The following is a 16,116-nucleotide window of genomic DNA, read 5'->3' as shown; positions in this document are numbered from 1 at the left end:
AATATGTCGCGGCTCTTTTTACCTTTGTCATTGTAGCGCCGTGTGACAACGGCACTTTGGAATGATATCTTCCTGATGTGCTAACGAGAGATGTCACTAGGCCAGTGCCAAAAATAGGCGACGGTCAACAAAATAAATACTTCACAATCTCAGAAAGGTAATAATTGTCACTCAGCAGTGACAAATTGACGCTTAATAATGTAAGCGTAACCAAATATACTTAAGGAGAAGTCAGGAGGAGAAGAAAATGACATTATTCGAACGTGATAACATGCTAATGACGATTCAAGGAACAACTCAAAAAGAAGTTTTGGCTGAGCTAGCAGCGAAAGCCAAAGAACTGGGAATTGTTGCGGATGAAAACCAACTTATTCAAGACTATTTAGACCGGGAAGCTGAATCAACCACGGGTTTGGTAATGGTGTTGCGATTCCGCATGCTAAGACAAGCAATAATTTGAAGGCAGGAATTTTATTCGGCCGCAGTGATCATCCTGTTGAATGGGATTCACTGGATGGCAAGCCGGTTGAAACGTGGATTAGTTTAATCGTCCCTGATCAAGAAGCGGGATTACATTTGCAATTATTAGCACAATTAAGTCGCCAACTCGTTCATCCAGAATTTGTGACACGGCTCAAACAAGGTACACAAGAAGAGGTCTTTACGCTGATTAGTAATATTGTTAACGCATAGAGAGGAGTGTTCCAAATGGCAGCTTTAAAAATTGTTGGGGTAACTAACTGTCCGGCCGGGATTGCACACACGTACATGGTTGCGGAATCCATTGAAACACATGCTAAAGCTCAGGGATATGAAGTCCACGTGGAAACACAAGGCGCTTCAGGGATTGAAAATCAACTGACAGCACAACAAATTGCGGATGCTGATTACGTTATCCTAGCACTTGGCAAAGGCATGAGTGATGAAGACAAAGCACGGTTTGACGGTAAGCAAGTGATCGAATTACCTGTTTCTGAAGCATTGAAAGAAATGGATACTGTGTTTGCTAACTTGCACGATGAAGCACACTTATTCACGGCTTCTAAAGTTAAGTTAGGTAATGAAAAAACAACCGATGGTATTATGAGCCATCTGATGGCCGGTGTTTCTGCGGCACTGCCATTTGTTATCGGTGGTGGGTTACTGATGGCCATTGGGAACATGCTGGTTCAGTTTGGTGCCGCTGATATCGCACCAAAAGCAGGCCAAATGGCATCTTTGGCCTGGGTATTGAATACAATTGGTGGCTTAGGCTTCACCATGATGATTCCAATCATGGGTGCCTACATTGCTTATTCAATTGGGGATAAACCAGCTCTGGCACCAGCTTTCTTAGCGACGTATCTTGCTAACTCACCTGATTTGTTAGGCACTCAAGGTGGCGCTGGTTTCCTAGGTGCTGTCGTTATTGGCCTGGCTGTGGGTTACTTTGTCCGCGAGTTCAAGAAAGTTAAACTTGGGAAGACATTCCAGTCAACATTGGGCTTTCTCATCATTCCTTTTGTGACACTCCTAATCTTTGGCTTAGGTACCTACTATCTGCTAGGCCCCGCAATGGCTGCAGTGATGGCGGCGTTGCTTTCCTTCTTGCAGAGTATTCCGCCATCAATGAAGATTTTGGGTGGTTTCTTGGTCGGCGCAATGTTAGCCTTTGATATGGGTGGTCCCATCAACAAAACAGCTTGGTTCTTTGGCTTCTCATTATTGAGCTCTCATGTTTATACTTGGTACGGGATTGCAGGAATTGTGACACTACTGCCACCAATGGCAGCAGCAATTGCAACTTGGGTTCGCCCTCGTTTATTTACTAAGCAAGAACGGGAATCCAGTTGGTCAGCAATGTTAGTTGGTATGACAGTTGCAACAGAACCAGCCATTCCTTATGCGTTAGCGGCGCCACTTCCCATGATCAGTGCTAATACGCTTGCTGGCGGGATTACCGGCGCGATTTCAATGGCCTTTGGTATTGAACGGCTGGCACCTGGATTGGGTATTTTTGATCCAATCATTGGCTTGTCACGCCCAGCCATTCCTTACTACTTCACACTAGCTATTGGTCTGGCATTAAATGTGTTGTTCATCGTCGTCTTTAAGACAGCCTGGCTCAAACGCCAAGAACGTAAGTCTGGTGTAGTCAGCTTGAAGGAACAAGCAACCAGTGTCATCACGAATGATGCTCCGGATGTGTCGGCTCCAGCAACGGTGACAACAGCTAAGACAGTGACCCCAAACACGAAATAAGAGGTTCAGCGGCAGGGAGAACCTGCCGTTTTTAGATTAAAAAGGAGAATCTACTATGACAGATTATCATTTTGATCAAGTGATTGACCGGCATCATACATTCAGTACGCAGTGGGATTATATTGCTGATCGGTTTGGCAGAAACGATATTTTACCTTTTTCAATTTCGGATACGGATTTTGCTGTGCCGCCCGTTGTCCAAACCGCATTATTCGATCGACTACAACATCCAATTTATGGCTATACGCGGTGGAATCACGCAGACTTTAAAACAAGTATTCAACATTGGTTTGAACGCGATAAAAGTGTGACCGTTGATCCAGAGTGGGTCGTCTACAGTCCAAGTGTTGTGTTCAGTATTGCGACATTGATTCGCTTGCATAGTGAGCCAAATGATAGTGTGGCGGTTTTCACGCCAATGTACGATGCATTTTACAATGTTATCGCAAGCAATGATCGTTTATTGATTCCGATACGTTTGCAAGCGGCAGATGAAGGTTATCAACTGGACTGGGATTCTTTGGCAACGACACTGGCAGCACCACAAACAAAGGTCCTGCTCCTAACAAATCCCCACAATCCGACAGGTCGTTTGTTCTCCAAAGCCGAGTTACAGCGACTTTACCAGCTGTGTCAGCAAAATCACGTCTTCTTGATTTCGGATGACATTCACCGTGATATTATATATGGCGACAATCGATACGTTCCCATTACTGAGGTGGCACAGAATGGGGTTGCGCTGTGTTGCTCCGGTTCCAAAACATTCAATACCCCAGGGTTGATTGGTTCTTATGTGATGATTCCAGATCAAACTTTGCGTGACCGCTTTTTGGTAGAGTTGAAACAAAAGAATGCACTGTCCTCTGTGAGCATTATGGGCATGACGGCGCAAATTGCCGCTTATAACGGGGGAAGCGATTATGTAGATCAGTTAGTTGCGTACTTAGACGCAACATGCAGATGATTGCCGATTTTATTGATGCAGAATTACCTATGATTCAATTCACCAGACCGCAATCTACCTATTTGGCGTGGATGAATGTCAGTGCATTGAATTTGTCATCTGAAGCATTGCAGAAGCATTTAATTGATGATGGCAAGGTCGGGATTATGCCTGGGAAGACATATGGGGACTCACGTTATTTGCGCATGAATATTGCTTGTCCTCAGGTAAAACTAGAGGAAGGTTTAAATCGGCTCGCAAAAGGAATTCAGGCAGCACATGTATAATCAACGGGAAATAAAAATTCTTAATTTGCTATTGGTGAATGATTATAGTGGGGAAGAGCTGGCCCAGCAATTAAACACATCACGACGAACGGTTATCCGTGATATTGCCAGTATTAACACTGAGCTTGCCCAGGAAAATATTGGCGAGATCACGGCTTTTAATGGGTATCACCTCAAGTTGTTGGACTCAGCGGCCTTAAGGCAAATATTAGATCGCAGTGAAGACGAGAAAAATCAAATTTTGTTAGCGCTATGTCTGACGCAAACAATTACCCAAGCTGATTTAAGTGCGCAGCTGTTTTTATCAAAAGCAGCGGTACAAGATTACGTTGAACAGTTGAACATTGAATTGCACGGCGTTATCACTATCAAATCGCATGTGGGCGCTGGGCTGGGTATCAGTTTTACGAGATTGAGTGCAGTCGATATTGTCGCAGCATTGTTTCTAGAATACCCACGATTGCAAAAAATGTTGCCCATTGAGTTAATTCAGCAGGAACACATCGAGCAACTCGGCAATAGTCTACTCAATCCCTATGCTCAGTGGTTGACGCGCATGCAATGGCACAATCAATTATTGGCGTGTTTGGTGGCGTTACCGATTGATGAAGCATCGTCACAAATGCAATTTCCCATCCCATCTTTATCGGGTATCTCAAAAGTACAACAACAGCATTTGAGCCTTTTTCTGAGTCATCGCATGATGCAAATGCAAGCTGTCTTGAGTCAGAAGCAATCATTGCTGGAGTCGTTTACGCGGTTAAGTCATCAATTTCAGTTATCAGGCGTCGGATTAAACACATTTGAAGATATTTTCAGCCATATTGTGCGTGAGGTGGCCTTTCCCCGGCCCATTGCTGGACTGAACCAATCTGAAATGTATCGCCTGCAGGCACAAAATCCAATTGCATTTGATTTAGCGCATACTTTTACTGAAGTATTATTGGACCAGTTTCCTGAATGTTGGTGGGATGATCGCTATATTGGACTCTATATTGTCCAAGCAATTAACCAACGCGCGGTGCAACCCGTCCGCGTGCTTCTCCTAGCGCCAAGAGCGTCACTCCAAAAATTAATCAAACGATCTTGCAACAGCAATTAAGTAATACACAATTGGTGATCGCCAATAATATTGATGAAGCTTTAACGATGATGGGGAATGCAGCTTTTGATGTCACATTAGCCAACGTTCGGTCGGGTGTGCTTGAACAAGTTGAATCGCAATTCATGTTAGTTTTTCCAGGCATCATCACGGAAGCAGACATCAAAACAATTGAGCGGTTAGTGGACGGGCACTATTATCACGATAACTTGGCGGCATTTTTACCACCAAATCATTTTGTTTCGTTACCACTAATCAAGCGGTTTGATGTTGCACTCAAAAAGGACTTGATATTTTGTGGAACGGCAGCTACTGACTGCTGAAGATGAAAAAGCCATTATTGATCGCGAAGCGGCTGGCAATCAATTGATTCTGAATCATGTCTCCTTGCCGCATACAACGTCAACGCATTTTGCAGAATATGGTATCTTTGCTATTAAGTTGGCCATGAGGTGACTGTCGCGGATACGACAGTTCAATTGTTGGTCGTGGTGCTCGCGAATACATCCCAGGTTGAACGCAACACTATTTTTAGTTATTTCTACCAAACTTTGCGCAAACAACCGCTTAAAAGTATCAATGCGGCGCATGAATATGAAGATGTCTTGAGCTTACTTGGCGGTCATATTGATCAGTAGGCAAAACTCAAGCAAAACAGGGGGTGTGACAAAACGTAGTTTTGTCACACCCCCTGTTTATCGCCTAATTCTCAAAATAGCGCTGCTTTTCCTTTTCCCATAGCTCGGTATCTGCTGTCGTAATGGCACGTAACACGTGGCAAGGATTACCAACAGCGACAACATTATCAGGAATATCTTTGGTGACAACTGATCCTGAGCCAATGACGACGTTACTGCCAATGGTAACGCCAGGATTGATGACGACATTGCCGCCAACCCAAACATCATTGCCGATGGTAATCGGTTTGCCGAATTCGAGGCTTCATTTCTGATGGCAGCATCGATCGGGTGGCCGGCAGTATAGATACCTGCGCGCGGGCCAAACATGACATTGTTGCCAATTTTGACGGGCGCGACATCGATAATGATACCGTCGTAGTTCATGTAGAAGTTGTCACCAACTTCGGTGTGTTGGCCGTAATCGGTGTGAAAGGGTGGTTCAATATAGGCGTGTTCGCCAACTTTGGCCCACAGCTGTTCAAGTAGCTGGCGCCGCAAATCATTTTGCTCTTCGGTGGTCTCATTGTAAGTTCGAACAATGGTCTTGCCCCGATGACTCAAGGCCTGCAGTTCTGGATCACTGGCAATGTATAAATCGCCAGCAAGCATTTTTTCTCGTTGTGTTCGCATCGTTTTCCTCGCTTAAACTGAATGATATGCTTCAGTATACAAATAAATAAATCGTTTTCAATGCGTTAACGGTAACAAGAATCGGACAAACGAAAAGAGCGATACCGTCATGGCATCGCTCAGCTATATTCGTGGGTTGTTCGACAACCGCTTATCTCTTAACTTCATTCTAACCTAAACAGACAGTAAACGCAAGAGAATTGTTCATGTCATTAATCTTCTAAGATATGTGCCTTTGTTTGTTCAAAAATAGTGATGATGTGTTGATCGGCGAGTTCGTAGACGATGCTTTTGCCTTGGCGTTCACTGCTGACCAAATTGAGCTGTCGCAAGGTGCGCAGTTGGTGCGAGATGGATGATTGGCTCATCGCGAGCGTCTCTGCGATATCACCAACACTCATGGCGTGGCGGTCGAGTGCGAGTAAGATTCGCATCCGGGTGCCGTCACCTAATGCCCGAAAAATGGCGACCATGTCTTCTAATTGCGGTGTGAGTTGGGTGAGATCGAGTTGTTCATTTGATTCTTGAGTCATGTTTTCCTCTTTGTGAGATAGTCGTTGCACAGCAAACTAAAGCATGTTAAATTATAGTCAACATATGAATATATGCTCATATGAACGAACGTTAAATGGAGGCGATTACTTTGGAACAAAGCATCAAACCGAAACGCCGAATGAACTTGAAATCGAGTTGGCTTGACGCCGAAATGAAGCGGCGTGCAGCTATTTTAGGCCTGGGCATGCTTCTACTTGTCCTAGGTGCCTTTGTTCAACTGGGGTCAATATCCACTATTATACTATATTTGAGTGCTTATTTATTAACGGGTTATCCTGTGATTGCTAAAGCGGTGCGCAATTTGTTCGCCGGTGACTTCTTTGATGAGAACGCCTTGATGACGGTTGCCACAATCGGGGCCATCGCACTGGGCGAATATCCAGAAGCCGTTGCGGTCATGCTCTTTTATCAAATCGGGGATATGTTTGAAGATATTGCTGTGGCGCGGTCCAAGGATTCCATCACAGCGCTATTGGCACTAAAGCCCACCACCGTAACGGTTTCAAATGGGGCGGACATCAAAACGATGGCCCCAGAACAAGTTGCAGTGGGGTCTTTGATTCTGGTGCGACCAGGTGAAAAGGTGCCGCTGGATGGCGAAATTGTCGCTGGCTCATCGGCCGTAAACATGGCGGCATTGACCGGCGAATCACTGCCTGAGTCAAAAACGGTGGGTGATGTTGTCTTGAGTGGCGGCATCAATGAACATGGGTTACTGACCATTCGCACGACCAAGCGCTATCAGGATTCAACGGTTGCCAAAATCTTGACGTTGGTGGAGACCGCGAGTGCGCAAAAGGCACCGACAGAGCGGCTAATTACGCGCTTTGCCCGGCGATATACGCCAATTGTCGTCGCGCTGGCGGGGCTTCTCGCTATCGTGCCACCGCTATTATTTGCCGGTTCATGGCAGGAATGGATTTCTCGAGCGCTGATTTTCTTAGTCATCTCGTGTCCGTGCGCACTAGTCATTTCGGTGCCACTCAGTTATTTCAGCGGTATCGGTGCGGCATCCAGACGTGGCATTTTGATCAAGGGTGGCCAGTATCTGGAAACACTCAATGCGCTAGAAGCTGTGGTGTTCGATAAAACAGGCACGCTGACGGCCGGTCAATTCGAAGTGACAGCGATTCAAACAGGCGACGGGTTTACGCGCGATCAAGTGCTCACAACAGCAGCAGCGGTTGAACAGCAATCCAGTCATCCGCTTGCGCAAGCGATTGTGCGGGCAGCTGGTGACCAGCCATTACCGACAGTCAGCACGCAATCCGAGGTGCCGGGACAGGGGATTATCGCTGAAATCAATCGGCAATCAATCGTGGTTGGTAATCGGCGCGCACTGGGAAGCATCGCGGTGCCACCTTTGCAGGAGACGACAGATACCGTCATCTATGTGGCCATTGATGGTCAATTCGCCGGTGTTGTGACACTGGCTGATCGCATCAAGCCGGATGCAAAAGCGACAATTCACTCCTTAAAACAGCACCGCATTCAATCCGTGATGCTGACGGGTGATAATCAGCACACGGCAGCATCGGTTGCGGACCAACTGGGAATCGATCGCGTGGCGGCCAATCTCTTGCCTGAAGACAAATTGGCGCACGTCAGCGAACTCGAAGAACACGCGCAACACAGTCAACGCCGCGTGGCCTTTGTTGGCGATGGAATCAATGACACGCCGGTCCTCAAGCGCGCCGACGTGGGGATTGCAATGGGTGGCCTGGGTGCGGATGCCGCGGTCGAAGCGGCTGATATTGTCATCATGCAGGACGAACCCAGTCAAGTCATCACGGCCATCCAAATCGCCAAGCAGACGCACCGGATTGTGTGGCAGAACATTATTTTTGCTTTGGGCGTTAAGGTCTTATTCTTGGCGCTCGCGGCATTGGGACTCACGACCATGTGGGTTGCGGTCTTCGCGGATGTCGGGGTGACCCTGTTGGCTGTCTTGAATGCGATTCGTGGCTTGCACCAAGTAGAACGCTAAAAAGGAAATCTGTGTCCACTCAAGCAAAGTGGGCCCAGGTTTTTTATGTTGTCAGACGCATTAATAGCAGCGACATCACACGTCAAAAAATTGATATTCGCTTTTAGGATATAACGATTGTCTTTTGAGATGGTGCGAGATATAGTTGGTGGTGATAAAGGAGGAGGATAAAATGAAGAAAAATGTTTGCATTACTGCTTGGCGTTGCGATTGTGGGTGGCTTCGCAGCGACACCGGCTGTCAAACCACAGGCCGCAAATAGCAGCTACATCAAGATTAAGGGGTCAATGGCACCCTTCAATATTGATCTCAAAGTGACGGCAACAACACCGGCAAATCAAACTGTTCAGACGTATACGGCAAAAGGACAACCATCAAAGATGTTACCAGCGAATACCCGGTGGAATGTTGTCGGTGAACAATTAGTTGGCAAAAACGACGTGCGCTATGATTTGGGTGGCGGCTATTGGGTTAAGGCCACTACGGTTTCGCCGACCACCACACCGTCATCACTGTTCACGAATTTCAAAAACAATGTCTATGTCGCTAATCCTGTGGGTTACAGTTCGATGATTTCAACTGAAATCAGTGGCTCAGCTGGTGACCGTATTTTGCCATCAAATACCCGATGGCGCTACTATCAAAAAGTCTTTCACAGCTTTAATTTTTGGTACAACCTGGGCGGTAATCAATGGGTGACCAGCATGAATAGCTTTGCTTAAGCCTTGATGAGCGGATGTTAGACAACACAAAAGACCCCCGATCGGCTTGAACCGACTCGGGGGTCTTTTTCAATCACTTCATACTGATTTGGCGCTTAGTCCATTGTGACGCCGAATTCGTCAAAGAATTCTGGCAAACTCTTCAGGGATTGGCCGTTGTAGCTTGCGAAGAAATCTTCAAGTGAATCTGGGCGAACCAATGTCTTGTTGGCATTGTAGTTGGCATTAATGCTTTCAACTAACTTGCCGTCGACAACCTTGAGTTCGAGTTCTTCAACAGGAATCCCACGCTTGTCGGTAATCTTGGCATCGATCAAGAATGGCTTGCCGGCCTTTGTCACAGCCAGTGCTTGATCGAAGGCAGCCTTCAATTCACTCGACTTAGTCACAGTGGCAGATTCAATGCCCATCGCTTTTGCAATCATGGCAAAGTCTTGATCATCGATGAAAATCCCGGAGTGTTCGTTCATCGCGATGTCATCTTGTTCGCTCTTGATGAAGTTCAAGGCTTGGTTCGATGTCACGATATTGATGATTGGCAAGTTGTACTTCTTTTCGGTTAAGAGGTCTTGCATCACCATTGAGAAGGCACCATCACCGGAGATATTGAAGACTTGACGGTCTGGGTAGCTCAACTGAGCAGCCAAGGCACCGGGAACGCCGGCACCCATGGAAGCGAAGAGGGCGGAGATGACCCACTTGTTTTGTGGTGTCAGGCGTAAGAAGCGGAAACTGTTGATGATGTTATCACCAACGTCGATGGAGAAGATAGCATCTGGATCGGCTGCTTCATTGATGGCCTTATACAGTGGTTCAAATTCAAGTGGCTCGGTCTCACGGTTCATCAACATGTTGAGGTATTCTTTCCAGTTAGCCATATCAGCAACGGCTGCCTTGAAGAATGGGGTTGGTGCAACTTCTTCGCTGCGGTCCAAAGCCTTTTCAACGAAGCTTGTGGCATCAGACCAGATACCGAAGTCCAAGTAGTGGTGACGGCCAAATTGTGCTTCGTCCGTATCGATTTGGATGAACTTGAATGGGTGTGTCCGATAGATCGCATTGGCAAATGGGAAGTCAGCCCCCACAGCAATCACTAAGTCAGAGACGGCAAAGATTTCATCCGCTGCCTTAGATGCGGCACGGTTCAAGAAGCCTAAGTTGCCTTCATATTCATCTGGCACTAAGCCCTTAGCTAACCCTGTGATTGTAATTGGAATCTGTAACTTCTTAGATAATTCAGCAATCGCCTTACCACCGTCCTTGATCCCACGACCAACGTGGAAGACAGGGCGCTTAGCTGCTTTAACCATGGCCAAGAACTTGTCGACTTCTTCATCGGTTGCTTCTGGCAATGGCCGCTTCTTGTTGTCGGTAGGTGAAACAGAAGAGTAAGGTTCATCAGGAATTTCGACATAACCGAAGTCGTTAGGAATAATCACAACGGCCACCCCGTTGTACTTGTAGGCTTCACGAATGGCCTTATCGACAATGTATGGCAAGCTTTCTGGTGTCATGACGGTCCGGTTGTAAACGGAGACGTCATCGAAGATTGGGTTTTCGTTGAATTCTTGGAAGTAGTTATAGTTCATGTTGGTACTTGGTACTTGCCCAATCAAGGCGAGTACGGGGGCGTGGTCTTCACGTGCATCGTACAACCCGGTCAAGAGGTTGGTTGCACCAGGGCCAGCAGAGCCGAATGTGACCCCGATTTTACCGGTTAATTTAGCATCCGCTGCGGCAGCCAAAGCACCGACTTGTTCATGACGAATTTGAACGTATTTGATATTATTCTTTTCGATATCAAGTGCGTTCATCGTTGAATTAAATGAACCACCTGGATAACCGAAAACATGGTCGACACCCCATGCTTCGAGTACCTTAAGCATTGCAACACTTGCTGGAACCTTTGATTGAACATCTGTCATGGTTAATAACCTCACTTCAAATTATTGAGTTTAAGTTGTCTGCGGTTAAGTTGCTAACAACTTATCTGGTATCTACAATATCACGTCGAGAAAACGATTACAACAGTTTTGGCTCGCAAATTAATTCACGATGAAGTACTATGAGTCACTTCTTCAGGTATGTCGCGATAGCACAGCAAAAAAATTAATACAATTATCGATGAGACTTGTTACAGCCCTCGTGGAAAAGCGCGATTTGTGGTAACCTGATTGCAGTCACTCATCAATAGAAGAAAGGAATGAAGCAGATGACATTTGAAGCAATTTTACCTGAATTAAAAGCCGGCAAGCGCGGCGTTCGGACCGGTTGGGAAGGCACGGAATTATTCGTTGTGCTGGTCAAAGATCAAAAGCACGAGGGCGAAATCGTTAATCCTTATTTCTTGATCAAAACAGAAGACGAAGCCTACAGCTTGTGGTCACCAACCGACTGCGATATCTTGGCTGACGACTGGCAAGTGGTTGCCTAATGCAGTTTGAGGAATTCGCGCACCAAACCGTACTCATCACAGGCGCCGCTTCAGGAATTGGGGCGGCACAGTGCCAGGCTTTCTTGGATCAAGGCGCGAGCGTGATTGCCATCGATCAACAACCGATGCCAAAGGCGCATGCCCAACTGTTGACATTTGAAGGTTCCGTGACGGATATGGCGTTCATTCAAGCTTCTGTCACAGAAGGCGTGGCTCATTTTGGAGGACTCGATATGGTGTGCAACACGGCGGGGCAACTCGATGGGTATGCCAACGCGGTCGCAACTAGTGTGACGGACTGGGAGCGCAGCCTCGATGTGAATCTGACGGGACAGTTTCGGGTGATCAAGGCCACATTGGATCACTTCTTGGCGCAACATCACGGCGTCTACGTCAACATGAGCTCCGTTGCAGGCACGGTGGCCGGTGGCGGTGGCATGGCCTATACGGCGGCTAAACACGCGGTGATTGGTATGACCAAGCAATTGGATCTGGATTACGCGAGTCAGGGCATCCGAGCGAACTGCTTGCGCCCGGTGCCATCAACACACCGATGAACGCAGCCGACTTTGAAGGTGACGGGCATATGGCGGCCTGGGTGGCCAGTGAGACACCAGCTAAGCGGTGGGCGACAGCGGCGGAAGTTGCGGATCTCACCTTGTTTATTGCCAGTCGCCATGCGGATTATATGCACGGCACGGTTTTGCCAATCGATGGCGGTTGGCTCGAAAAATAATTGACGCACCACTACGACACTTCTGATCCTTTGGTCGTAGTTATCACTAACCCACGGGGTTACAAAGGAGAAATAAGATGCAAAAATCAATGCGTGAAACACGTAGCACCACTAAGATGTTAGTTGAAATCGGTCTGATTGCGGGTATGTACACCGCGGTGACCCTCTTGTTGGCACCATTTAGCTTTGGCCCGGTCCAAATTCGGTTGTCGGAGCTATTCAATTACACGGCACTCATCAAGCGACGCTATATCTATGGCGTGACGTTAGGGGTGTTAATTGCCAACATGGCCTCACCAACTTGGTTACTCGACGTTCCCATTGGCACCATCGGCACATTTGTGTGTTTGATTGTGGCCCGCTGGCTAGCCGATAAAACCCAGAAGACCTGGCTGAAACTAACTATCTTTGGTGCTATTTTGTGGTTTCCATGTTCACCGTTGCCGGTCAGATTGCGCTTATGGGCCATGTGCCATTTTGGCCAACTTATCTGACGGTTGCCATCGGTGAGGCCATTTCAATGGCGATTGGTGGGGTGCTCATGGCAGCACTCTTGCCACGACTCACGGCATTAGCAAAGGCCAAATCATGATTATCAAGACGCAACAACTCACAGACAATCAACTGACGCAAGTGCGTGATATCTGGTTGGCGGGGAACCTGAGCGGCCATCCGTTCATCGATCCCGCGTACTGGTACGCGCAGGTGCCTGCTGTTGAAATTGCGTTTCGACAAGCGACGTTTATCTGGATCAGGCAGACGGTGAGATTCGCGGTTTTCTGGGCATGATGCAGACGCAGATTGCGGGATTATTCATCCGCACGCAAAATCAGGGCCAGGGTATCGGGACAGCGCTACTCAATCAGGCGCAACACGACAACACCACGCTAACCCTTGAAGTCTATCGCGAGAATACGCGCGCTGCGAAACTCTACCAGCATCTCGGTTTTGTCATCACGCGCACTATCGATGACGGCCATGCCATCGCGTACGAGATGATGTGGCAGGAAGCGTAGGTCATTCAAGACAATAAGCCCCAGCAATCATTCGACAAGTGAGTCGGTGGGTGCTGGGGCTTTTATCATTGATTTTTGAGCCCGTCGCCGCCGTAATCAAGGCAACAAAACAATAGGTATCTGTGACAATGAAAGCTTGAGGTGATAGTGATGCGACGTGACTTACTGCGGTATGGCAATACGTCTTGTTGGTAAAATCTATCTGATTCAGATACTCCTAGGAATAAACAAAAAACACAATCGACTGGGATTGCTCGATGGTGTTTTTATTGACTTTAGAGACGTGGACTTTACAAATTGGTTCGTCTTTAGAAAGAGTGAGTCATCAGCCTCTGTTGATGGACGATAGGATTTGATTCGAAAGAAGTACAAAAGTTGCTTTTAGGGCAGGCAGTTCGATATGCTTGAGTAAGATAGCGTAAGTAGTCAGATAGATAAATAGAAGGAGGAAAAGAAATGTTGCCAAATAAGGAAGATTTTAAACGTACGCTAAATGGTGTTTCAGATAAGACTTGGAAAATTCTGGGAGGAATCCTCGTATTTGGACTATTGATGCGGGTGATCAGTAGAAAGCAAGATTAAGTGAACAGTATAGGTGAAAAGGGGTTGTGACAAAACTAAGTCTTGTCACAACCCCTGTTTCAATTTCCGGACAAACTAGACTGATTGCATTCCAAAAGACTGATAATTCCGGTTAACAAAGAAGTGTGCGAACTCGCGCTTAGCAACTGAGCACCAGCATAGGTTCGTTTAATTGGCGATTTGTGCCAATAACGAACCAAGCTGGGCGTAAGTTGTTGCGAGTTCAAACACGTTAAGGAGTGATTCAAAGCCTAAGTTCGGACTTTAGCATCAATCCTTGTTAATCCTCCCACTCAAAGCGTCTTTTGTGACAGCTTCTTTTGATGCTTAGTTAAGTCACGGTTTTAAATCCTTACTCAATAAACGTTTTTTGATAAATCCAATGATGATGACGTGTGGCAAGCACCTTTAAAGAAGACCAACAACATCAATGAACATGGATTTTGAGCTCACAAATAATATGAGACCAGTTAAACTTGAAACTCTGTCTTCAGAAGATAAAAAAGTTCGGAATAATATTTTTATTAAAAGATCCCGGTGACAAACCAAGATAAGTTTGTCATCGGGATCTTTTTAAATAGTAGCGGTTAATCGTTTTTCGGTACACACGGGGAATTAACGAATATCATCCATGTTGAGTCCCAGTGCCTTAGCAACGCGTTCACCATATTCGTGATCGGCCGCATAGAATTGCCGGGTTTCAAGGATCTTATTTTCATTGCTCTTGATGCTGCCCAGATTCTTGGCAATTGTGGCAATCAGCCGATCTTGTTCTTCCGCAGACATCACGTGATAGAGCTTGCCTGCCGCAGAGAAGTTATCTGGATCGTGTGGCTTGTATGCACCGGTTTGGCCGCTGACCTCATCGGGATGAATTTGTGCCGATGGATCTTCTGTTGGGCCACCTTGGCCATTAGGCTCGTAGTTGACGCTGCCGTCTTGGCCTTGCGCCATGAAGCCATCACGCGCGTAGTTGTGCACGGGAACGACGGGTCGGTTGACAGGTAACTGTTCATAATTTGCCCCTAAGCGATAACGCTCGGCATCCTTATAGCCAAATAAGCGGCCTTGCAACAGCTTATCAGGTGAGGCTTCAATCCCGGGCACAAAGTTAGCAGGGGAGAATGCGGCTTCTTCAATATCATCAAAATAGTTGGTTGGATTCTCGTTTAACGTGAACTTGCCGACTTCGATGAGTGGGTAGTCGTGATGAGAAACCACTTTTGTGACATCAAAGATATCAGCGGGATAATCGAGACCCGCTTGATAAGGCAGAATCTGAACGTAGACCGTCCATGATGGAAATTGCCGGATTCAATGGCATCAAATAAGTCATCTTGCAGGTAGTCGGTATCTTCACTCGCCGCCTTGGCCGCAACCTCATCGGTCATGTTCTTGACACCTTGATCACTGATGAAGTGATACTTAACCCAAAAAGCTTCCCCCATCTTTATTGACCCACTTGAAGGTGTGGCTACCGTAGCCGTTCATCGTGCGATAGCTGGCGGGATTACCGCGGTCGCCCATGAGATAGGTGACCTGGTGCACGGATTCTGGTGAGTGTGCCCAAAAGTCCCACTGCATGTCTTGGCTGCGACGGTGAGTTTGTGGATCACGTTTTGTGAATGAATGAAATCTGGGAACTTGAGTGGATCGTTGACGAAAAAGACAGGTGTATTGTTGCCGACGATATCGTAATTACCTTCTTGTGTGTAGAAGCGTAGCGCATAGCCACGTACATCGCGAATTGTGTCTGGATAACCCGCTTCACCGGCCACTTGAGAGAACCGCAATAAGATTGGGGTCTCCTTGCCAACGCCATTGAAGAGATCGGCCTTGGTGTAGGCACTCATATCGTGGGTGAGGACAAACTTCCCCTTGGCACCGGCACCTTTGGCGTGGACCACACGTTCGGGAATGCGTTCACGGTTGAAATGAGCCAGTTTTTCTAACAAATCGTAATCTTGTAATAGGACGGGACCACGTTCACCAGCCGTTAAGCTGTGATTGTTGTCTGCCCATGGTTGGCCTTCATTCGTTGTGATTTTTGTCATAACAATACCCCCAAATAGATTTAAATACTGGAACATCGTCACCATACAACGGATAAATTGGTATTGCAACCGATATGCGCTAAGGGCATTTTTGCTTAAACAAATCATAATGCCTTGAATATTGATTCACAAAGATAATCACAGTAA

General features: G+C 46.8%; 16 protein-coding genes and 6 pseudogenes. 16 read left to right on the top strand and 6 right to left on the bottom strand.

Annotated features, from left to right (window positions below; all coding sequences use genetic code 11):
• Positions 1 to 247: 247 nt before the first annotated feature.
• The 7 genes and pseudogenes from JCM17471_RS16450 to JCM17471_RS04920 all read left to right on the top strand — a co-directional run bounded on the left by JCM17471_RS16450 (position 248) and on the right by JCM17471_RS04920 (position 5,211).
• Positions 248 to 693 (top strand): annotated as a pseudogene (locus JCM17471_RS16450) (PTS fructose transporter subunit IIA).
• Positions 694 to 708: 15 nt separating this feature from the next.
• Positions 709 to 2,241, top strand: a complete 1,533-nt coding sequence (locus tag JCM17471_RS04940) for a PTS fructose-like transporter subunit IIBC (RefSeq protein ID WP_054777035.1) — start codon at positions 709 to 711, stop codon at positions 2,239 to 2,241.
• 55 nt (positions 2,242 to 2,296) lie between these two features.
• Positions 2,297 to 3,471, top strand: a pseudogene (locus JCM17471_RS04935) (MalY/PatB family protein).
• Positions 3,464 to 4,573 carry an HTH domain-containing protein gene (locus JCM17471_RS04930; protein ID WP_054777034.1) on the top strand — a complete coding sequence of 370 codons (1,110 nt, stop codon included), beginning with the start codon at positions 3,464 to 3,466 and terminating at the stop codon, positions 4,571 to 4,573. Before JCM17471_RS04935 ends, JCM17471_RS04930 begins: the two are co-directional and overlap by 8 nt.
• A gap of 14 nt (positions 4,574 to 4,587) precedes the next feature.
• Entirely contained in the window at positions 4,588 to 4,896 is a 309-nt protein-coding gene (locus JCM17471_RS04925; protein WP_500778359.1) for a hypothetical protein, read from the top strand.
• The gene (locus tag JCM17471_RS13990; RefSeq protein ID WP_156321604.1) at positions 4,871 to 5,029 is read left to right on the top strand and encodes a hypothetical protein; all 159 of its coding nucleotides are present in this window, start codon (positions 4,871 to 4,873) and stop codon (positions 5,027 to 5,029) included. The genes JCM17471_RS04925 and JCM17471_RS13990 overlap by 26 nt, the downstream gene beginning before the upstream one ends.
• A complete protein-coding gene (locus tag JCM17471_RS04920; RefSeq protein ID WP_054777032.1) occupies positions 5,026 to 5,211 on the top strand; it encodes a hypothetical protein in 186 nt (61 codons plus the stop codon). Before JCM17471_RS13990 ends, JCM17471_RS04920 begins: the two co-directional genes overlap by 4 nt.
• A gap of 64 nt (positions 5,212 to 5,275) precedes the next feature.
• Here JCM17471_RS04920 and JCM17471_RS04915 read toward each other — a convergent pair.
• Together JCM17471_RS04915 and JCM17471_RS04910 are read right to left on the bottom strand one after the other, a co-directional pair.
• Positions 5,276 to 5,883 (bottom strand): annotated as a pseudogene (locus JCM17471_RS04915) (sugar O-acetyltransferase).
• Positions 5,884 to 6,095: 212 nt separating this feature from the next.
• Complete coding sequence (locus JCM17471_RS04910; RefSeq protein WP_054777031.1) at positions 6,096 to 6,416, bottom strand: ArsR/SmtB family transcription factor; 321 nt, start codon at positions 6,414 to 6,416, stop codon at positions 6,096 to 6,098.
• 110 nt (positions 6,417 to 6,526) lie between these two features.
• Here JCM17471_RS04910 and JCM17471_RS04905 point away from each other — a divergent pair, with 110 nt between their 5' ends.
• Both JCM17471_RS04905 and JCM17471_RS04900 read left to right on the top strand, forming a co-directional pair.
• Positions 6,527 to 8,425 (top strand): heavy metal translocating P-type ATPase, encoded by a 1,899-nt coding sequence (locus tag JCM17471_RS04905; RefSeq protein WP_225354130.1) that lies wholly within the window; start codon positions 6,527 to 6,529, stop codon positions 8,423 to 8,425.
• 182 nt (positions 8,426 to 8,607) lie between these two features.
• The gene (locus JCM17471_RS04900) at positions 8,608 to 9,147 is read left to right on the top strand and encodes a hypothetical protein (RefSeq protein WP_054777029.1); all 540 of its coding nucleotides are present in this window, start codon (positions 8,608 to 8,610) and stop codon (positions 9,145 to 9,147) included.
• Between the two features lie 95 nt (positions 9,148 to 9,242).
• Here the strand turns inward: JCM17471_RS04900 and spxB are convergent, their stop codons facing one another.
• The gene (gene spxB, locus JCM17471_RS04895; protein ID WP_054777028.1) at positions 9,243 to 11,072 is read right to left on the bottom strand and encodes a pyruvate oxidase; all 1,830 of its coding nucleotides are present in this window, start codon (positions 11,070 to 11,072) and stop codon (positions 9,243 to 9,245) included.
• A 287-nt stretch (positions 11,073 to 11,359) separates the two neighbouring features.
• Here spxB and JCM17471_RS04890 point away from each other — a divergent pair, with 287 nt between their 5' ends.
• The 7 genes and pseudogenes from JCM17471_RS04890 to JCM17471_RS15845 all read left to right on the top strand — a co-directional run bounded on the left by JCM17471_RS04890 (position 11,360) and on the right by JCM17471_RS15845 (position 13,915).
• A complete protein-coding gene (locus tag JCM17471_RS04890; RefSeq protein WP_054777040.1) occupies positions 11,360 to 11,581 on the top strand; it encodes a DUF2829 domain-containing protein in 222 nt (73 codons plus the stop codon).
• Positions 11,581 to 12,317 (top strand): annotated as a pseudogene (locus JCM17471_RS04885) (3-oxoacyl-ACP reductase). Before JCM17471_RS04890 ends, JCM17471_RS04885 begins: the two are co-directional and overlap by 1 nt.
• A gap of 77 nt (positions 12,318 to 12,394) precedes the next feature.
• A complete protein-coding gene (locus JCM17471_RS04880; protein WP_225354129.1) occupies positions 12,395 to 12,811 on the top strand; it encodes a QueT transporter family protein in 417 nt (138 codons plus the stop codon).
• Entirely contained in the window at positions 12,787 to 12,909 is a 123-nt protein-coding gene (locus JCM17471_RS16765; RefSeq protein WP_225354128.1) for a QueT transporter family protein, read from the top strand. The genes JCM17471_RS04880 and JCM17471_RS16765 overlap by 25 nt, the downstream gene beginning before the upstream one ends.
• The gene (locus JCM17471_RS04875; RefSeq protein ID WP_054777027.1) at positions 12,906 to 13,106 is read left to right on the top strand and encodes a GNAT family protein; all 201 of its coding nucleotides are present in this window, start codon (positions 12,906 to 12,908) and stop codon (positions 13,104 to 13,106) included. Before JCM17471_RS16765 ends, JCM17471_RS04875 begins: the two co-directional genes overlap by 4 nt.
• The gene (locus JCM17471_RS04870) at positions 13,103 to 13,333 is read left to right on the top strand and encodes a GNAT family N-acetyltransferase (protein WP_054777026.1); all 231 of its coding nucleotides are present in this window, start codon (positions 13,103 to 13,105) and stop codon (positions 13,331 to 13,333) included. The genes JCM17471_RS04875 and JCM17471_RS04870 overlap by 4 nt, the downstream gene beginning before the upstream one ends.
• 456 nt (positions 13,334 to 13,789) lie before the next feature.
• Positions 13,790 to 13,915 carry a hypothetical protein gene (locus tag JCM17471_RS15845; protein ID WP_263849414.1) on the top strand — a complete coding sequence of 42 codons (126 nt, stop codon included), beginning with the start codon at positions 13,790 to 13,792 and terminating at the stop codon, positions 13,913 to 13,915.
• 615 nt (positions 13,916 to 14,530) lie between these two features.
• On the opposite strand, the gene JCM17471_RS16445 is transcribed toward JCM17471_RS15845, so the two are convergent.
• The 3 genes and pseudogenes from JCM17471_RS16445 to JCM17471_RS16435 all read right to left on the bottom strand — a co-directional run bounded on the left by JCM17471_RS16445 (position 14,531) and on the right by JCM17471_RS16435 (position 15,969).
• On the bottom strand, positions 14,531 to 14,701 hold the full coding sequence (locus tag JCM17471_RS16445; RefSeq protein ID WP_369395801.1) for a catalase-related domain-containing protein: 171 nt from the start codon (positions 14,699 to 14,701) through the stop codon (positions 14,531 to 14,533).
• A 183-nt stretch (positions 14,702 to 14,884) separates the two neighbouring features.
• A pseudogene (locus JCM17471_RS16440) lies at positions 14,885 to 15,306 on the bottom strand (catalase); the annotation flags it as partial.
• 34 nt (positions 15,307 to 15,340) lie between these two features.
• Positions 15,341 to 15,969 (bottom strand): annotated as a pseudogene (locus JCM17471_RS16435) (catalase).
• Between the last annotated feature and the right edge of the window lie 147 nt (positions 15,970 to 16,116).

Origin of the sequence: Lacticaseibacillus saniviri JCM 17471 = DSM 24301 (assembly GCF_001311785.1) — a bacterium.
GTDB lineage: Bacteria > Bacillota > Bacilli > Lactobacillales > Lactobacillaceae > Lacticaseibacillus > Lacticaseibacillus saniviri.
The sequence above is the reverse complement of the archived record's forward strand: the minus strand, read 5'-3'. Positions and strand labels throughout refer to the sequence as shown.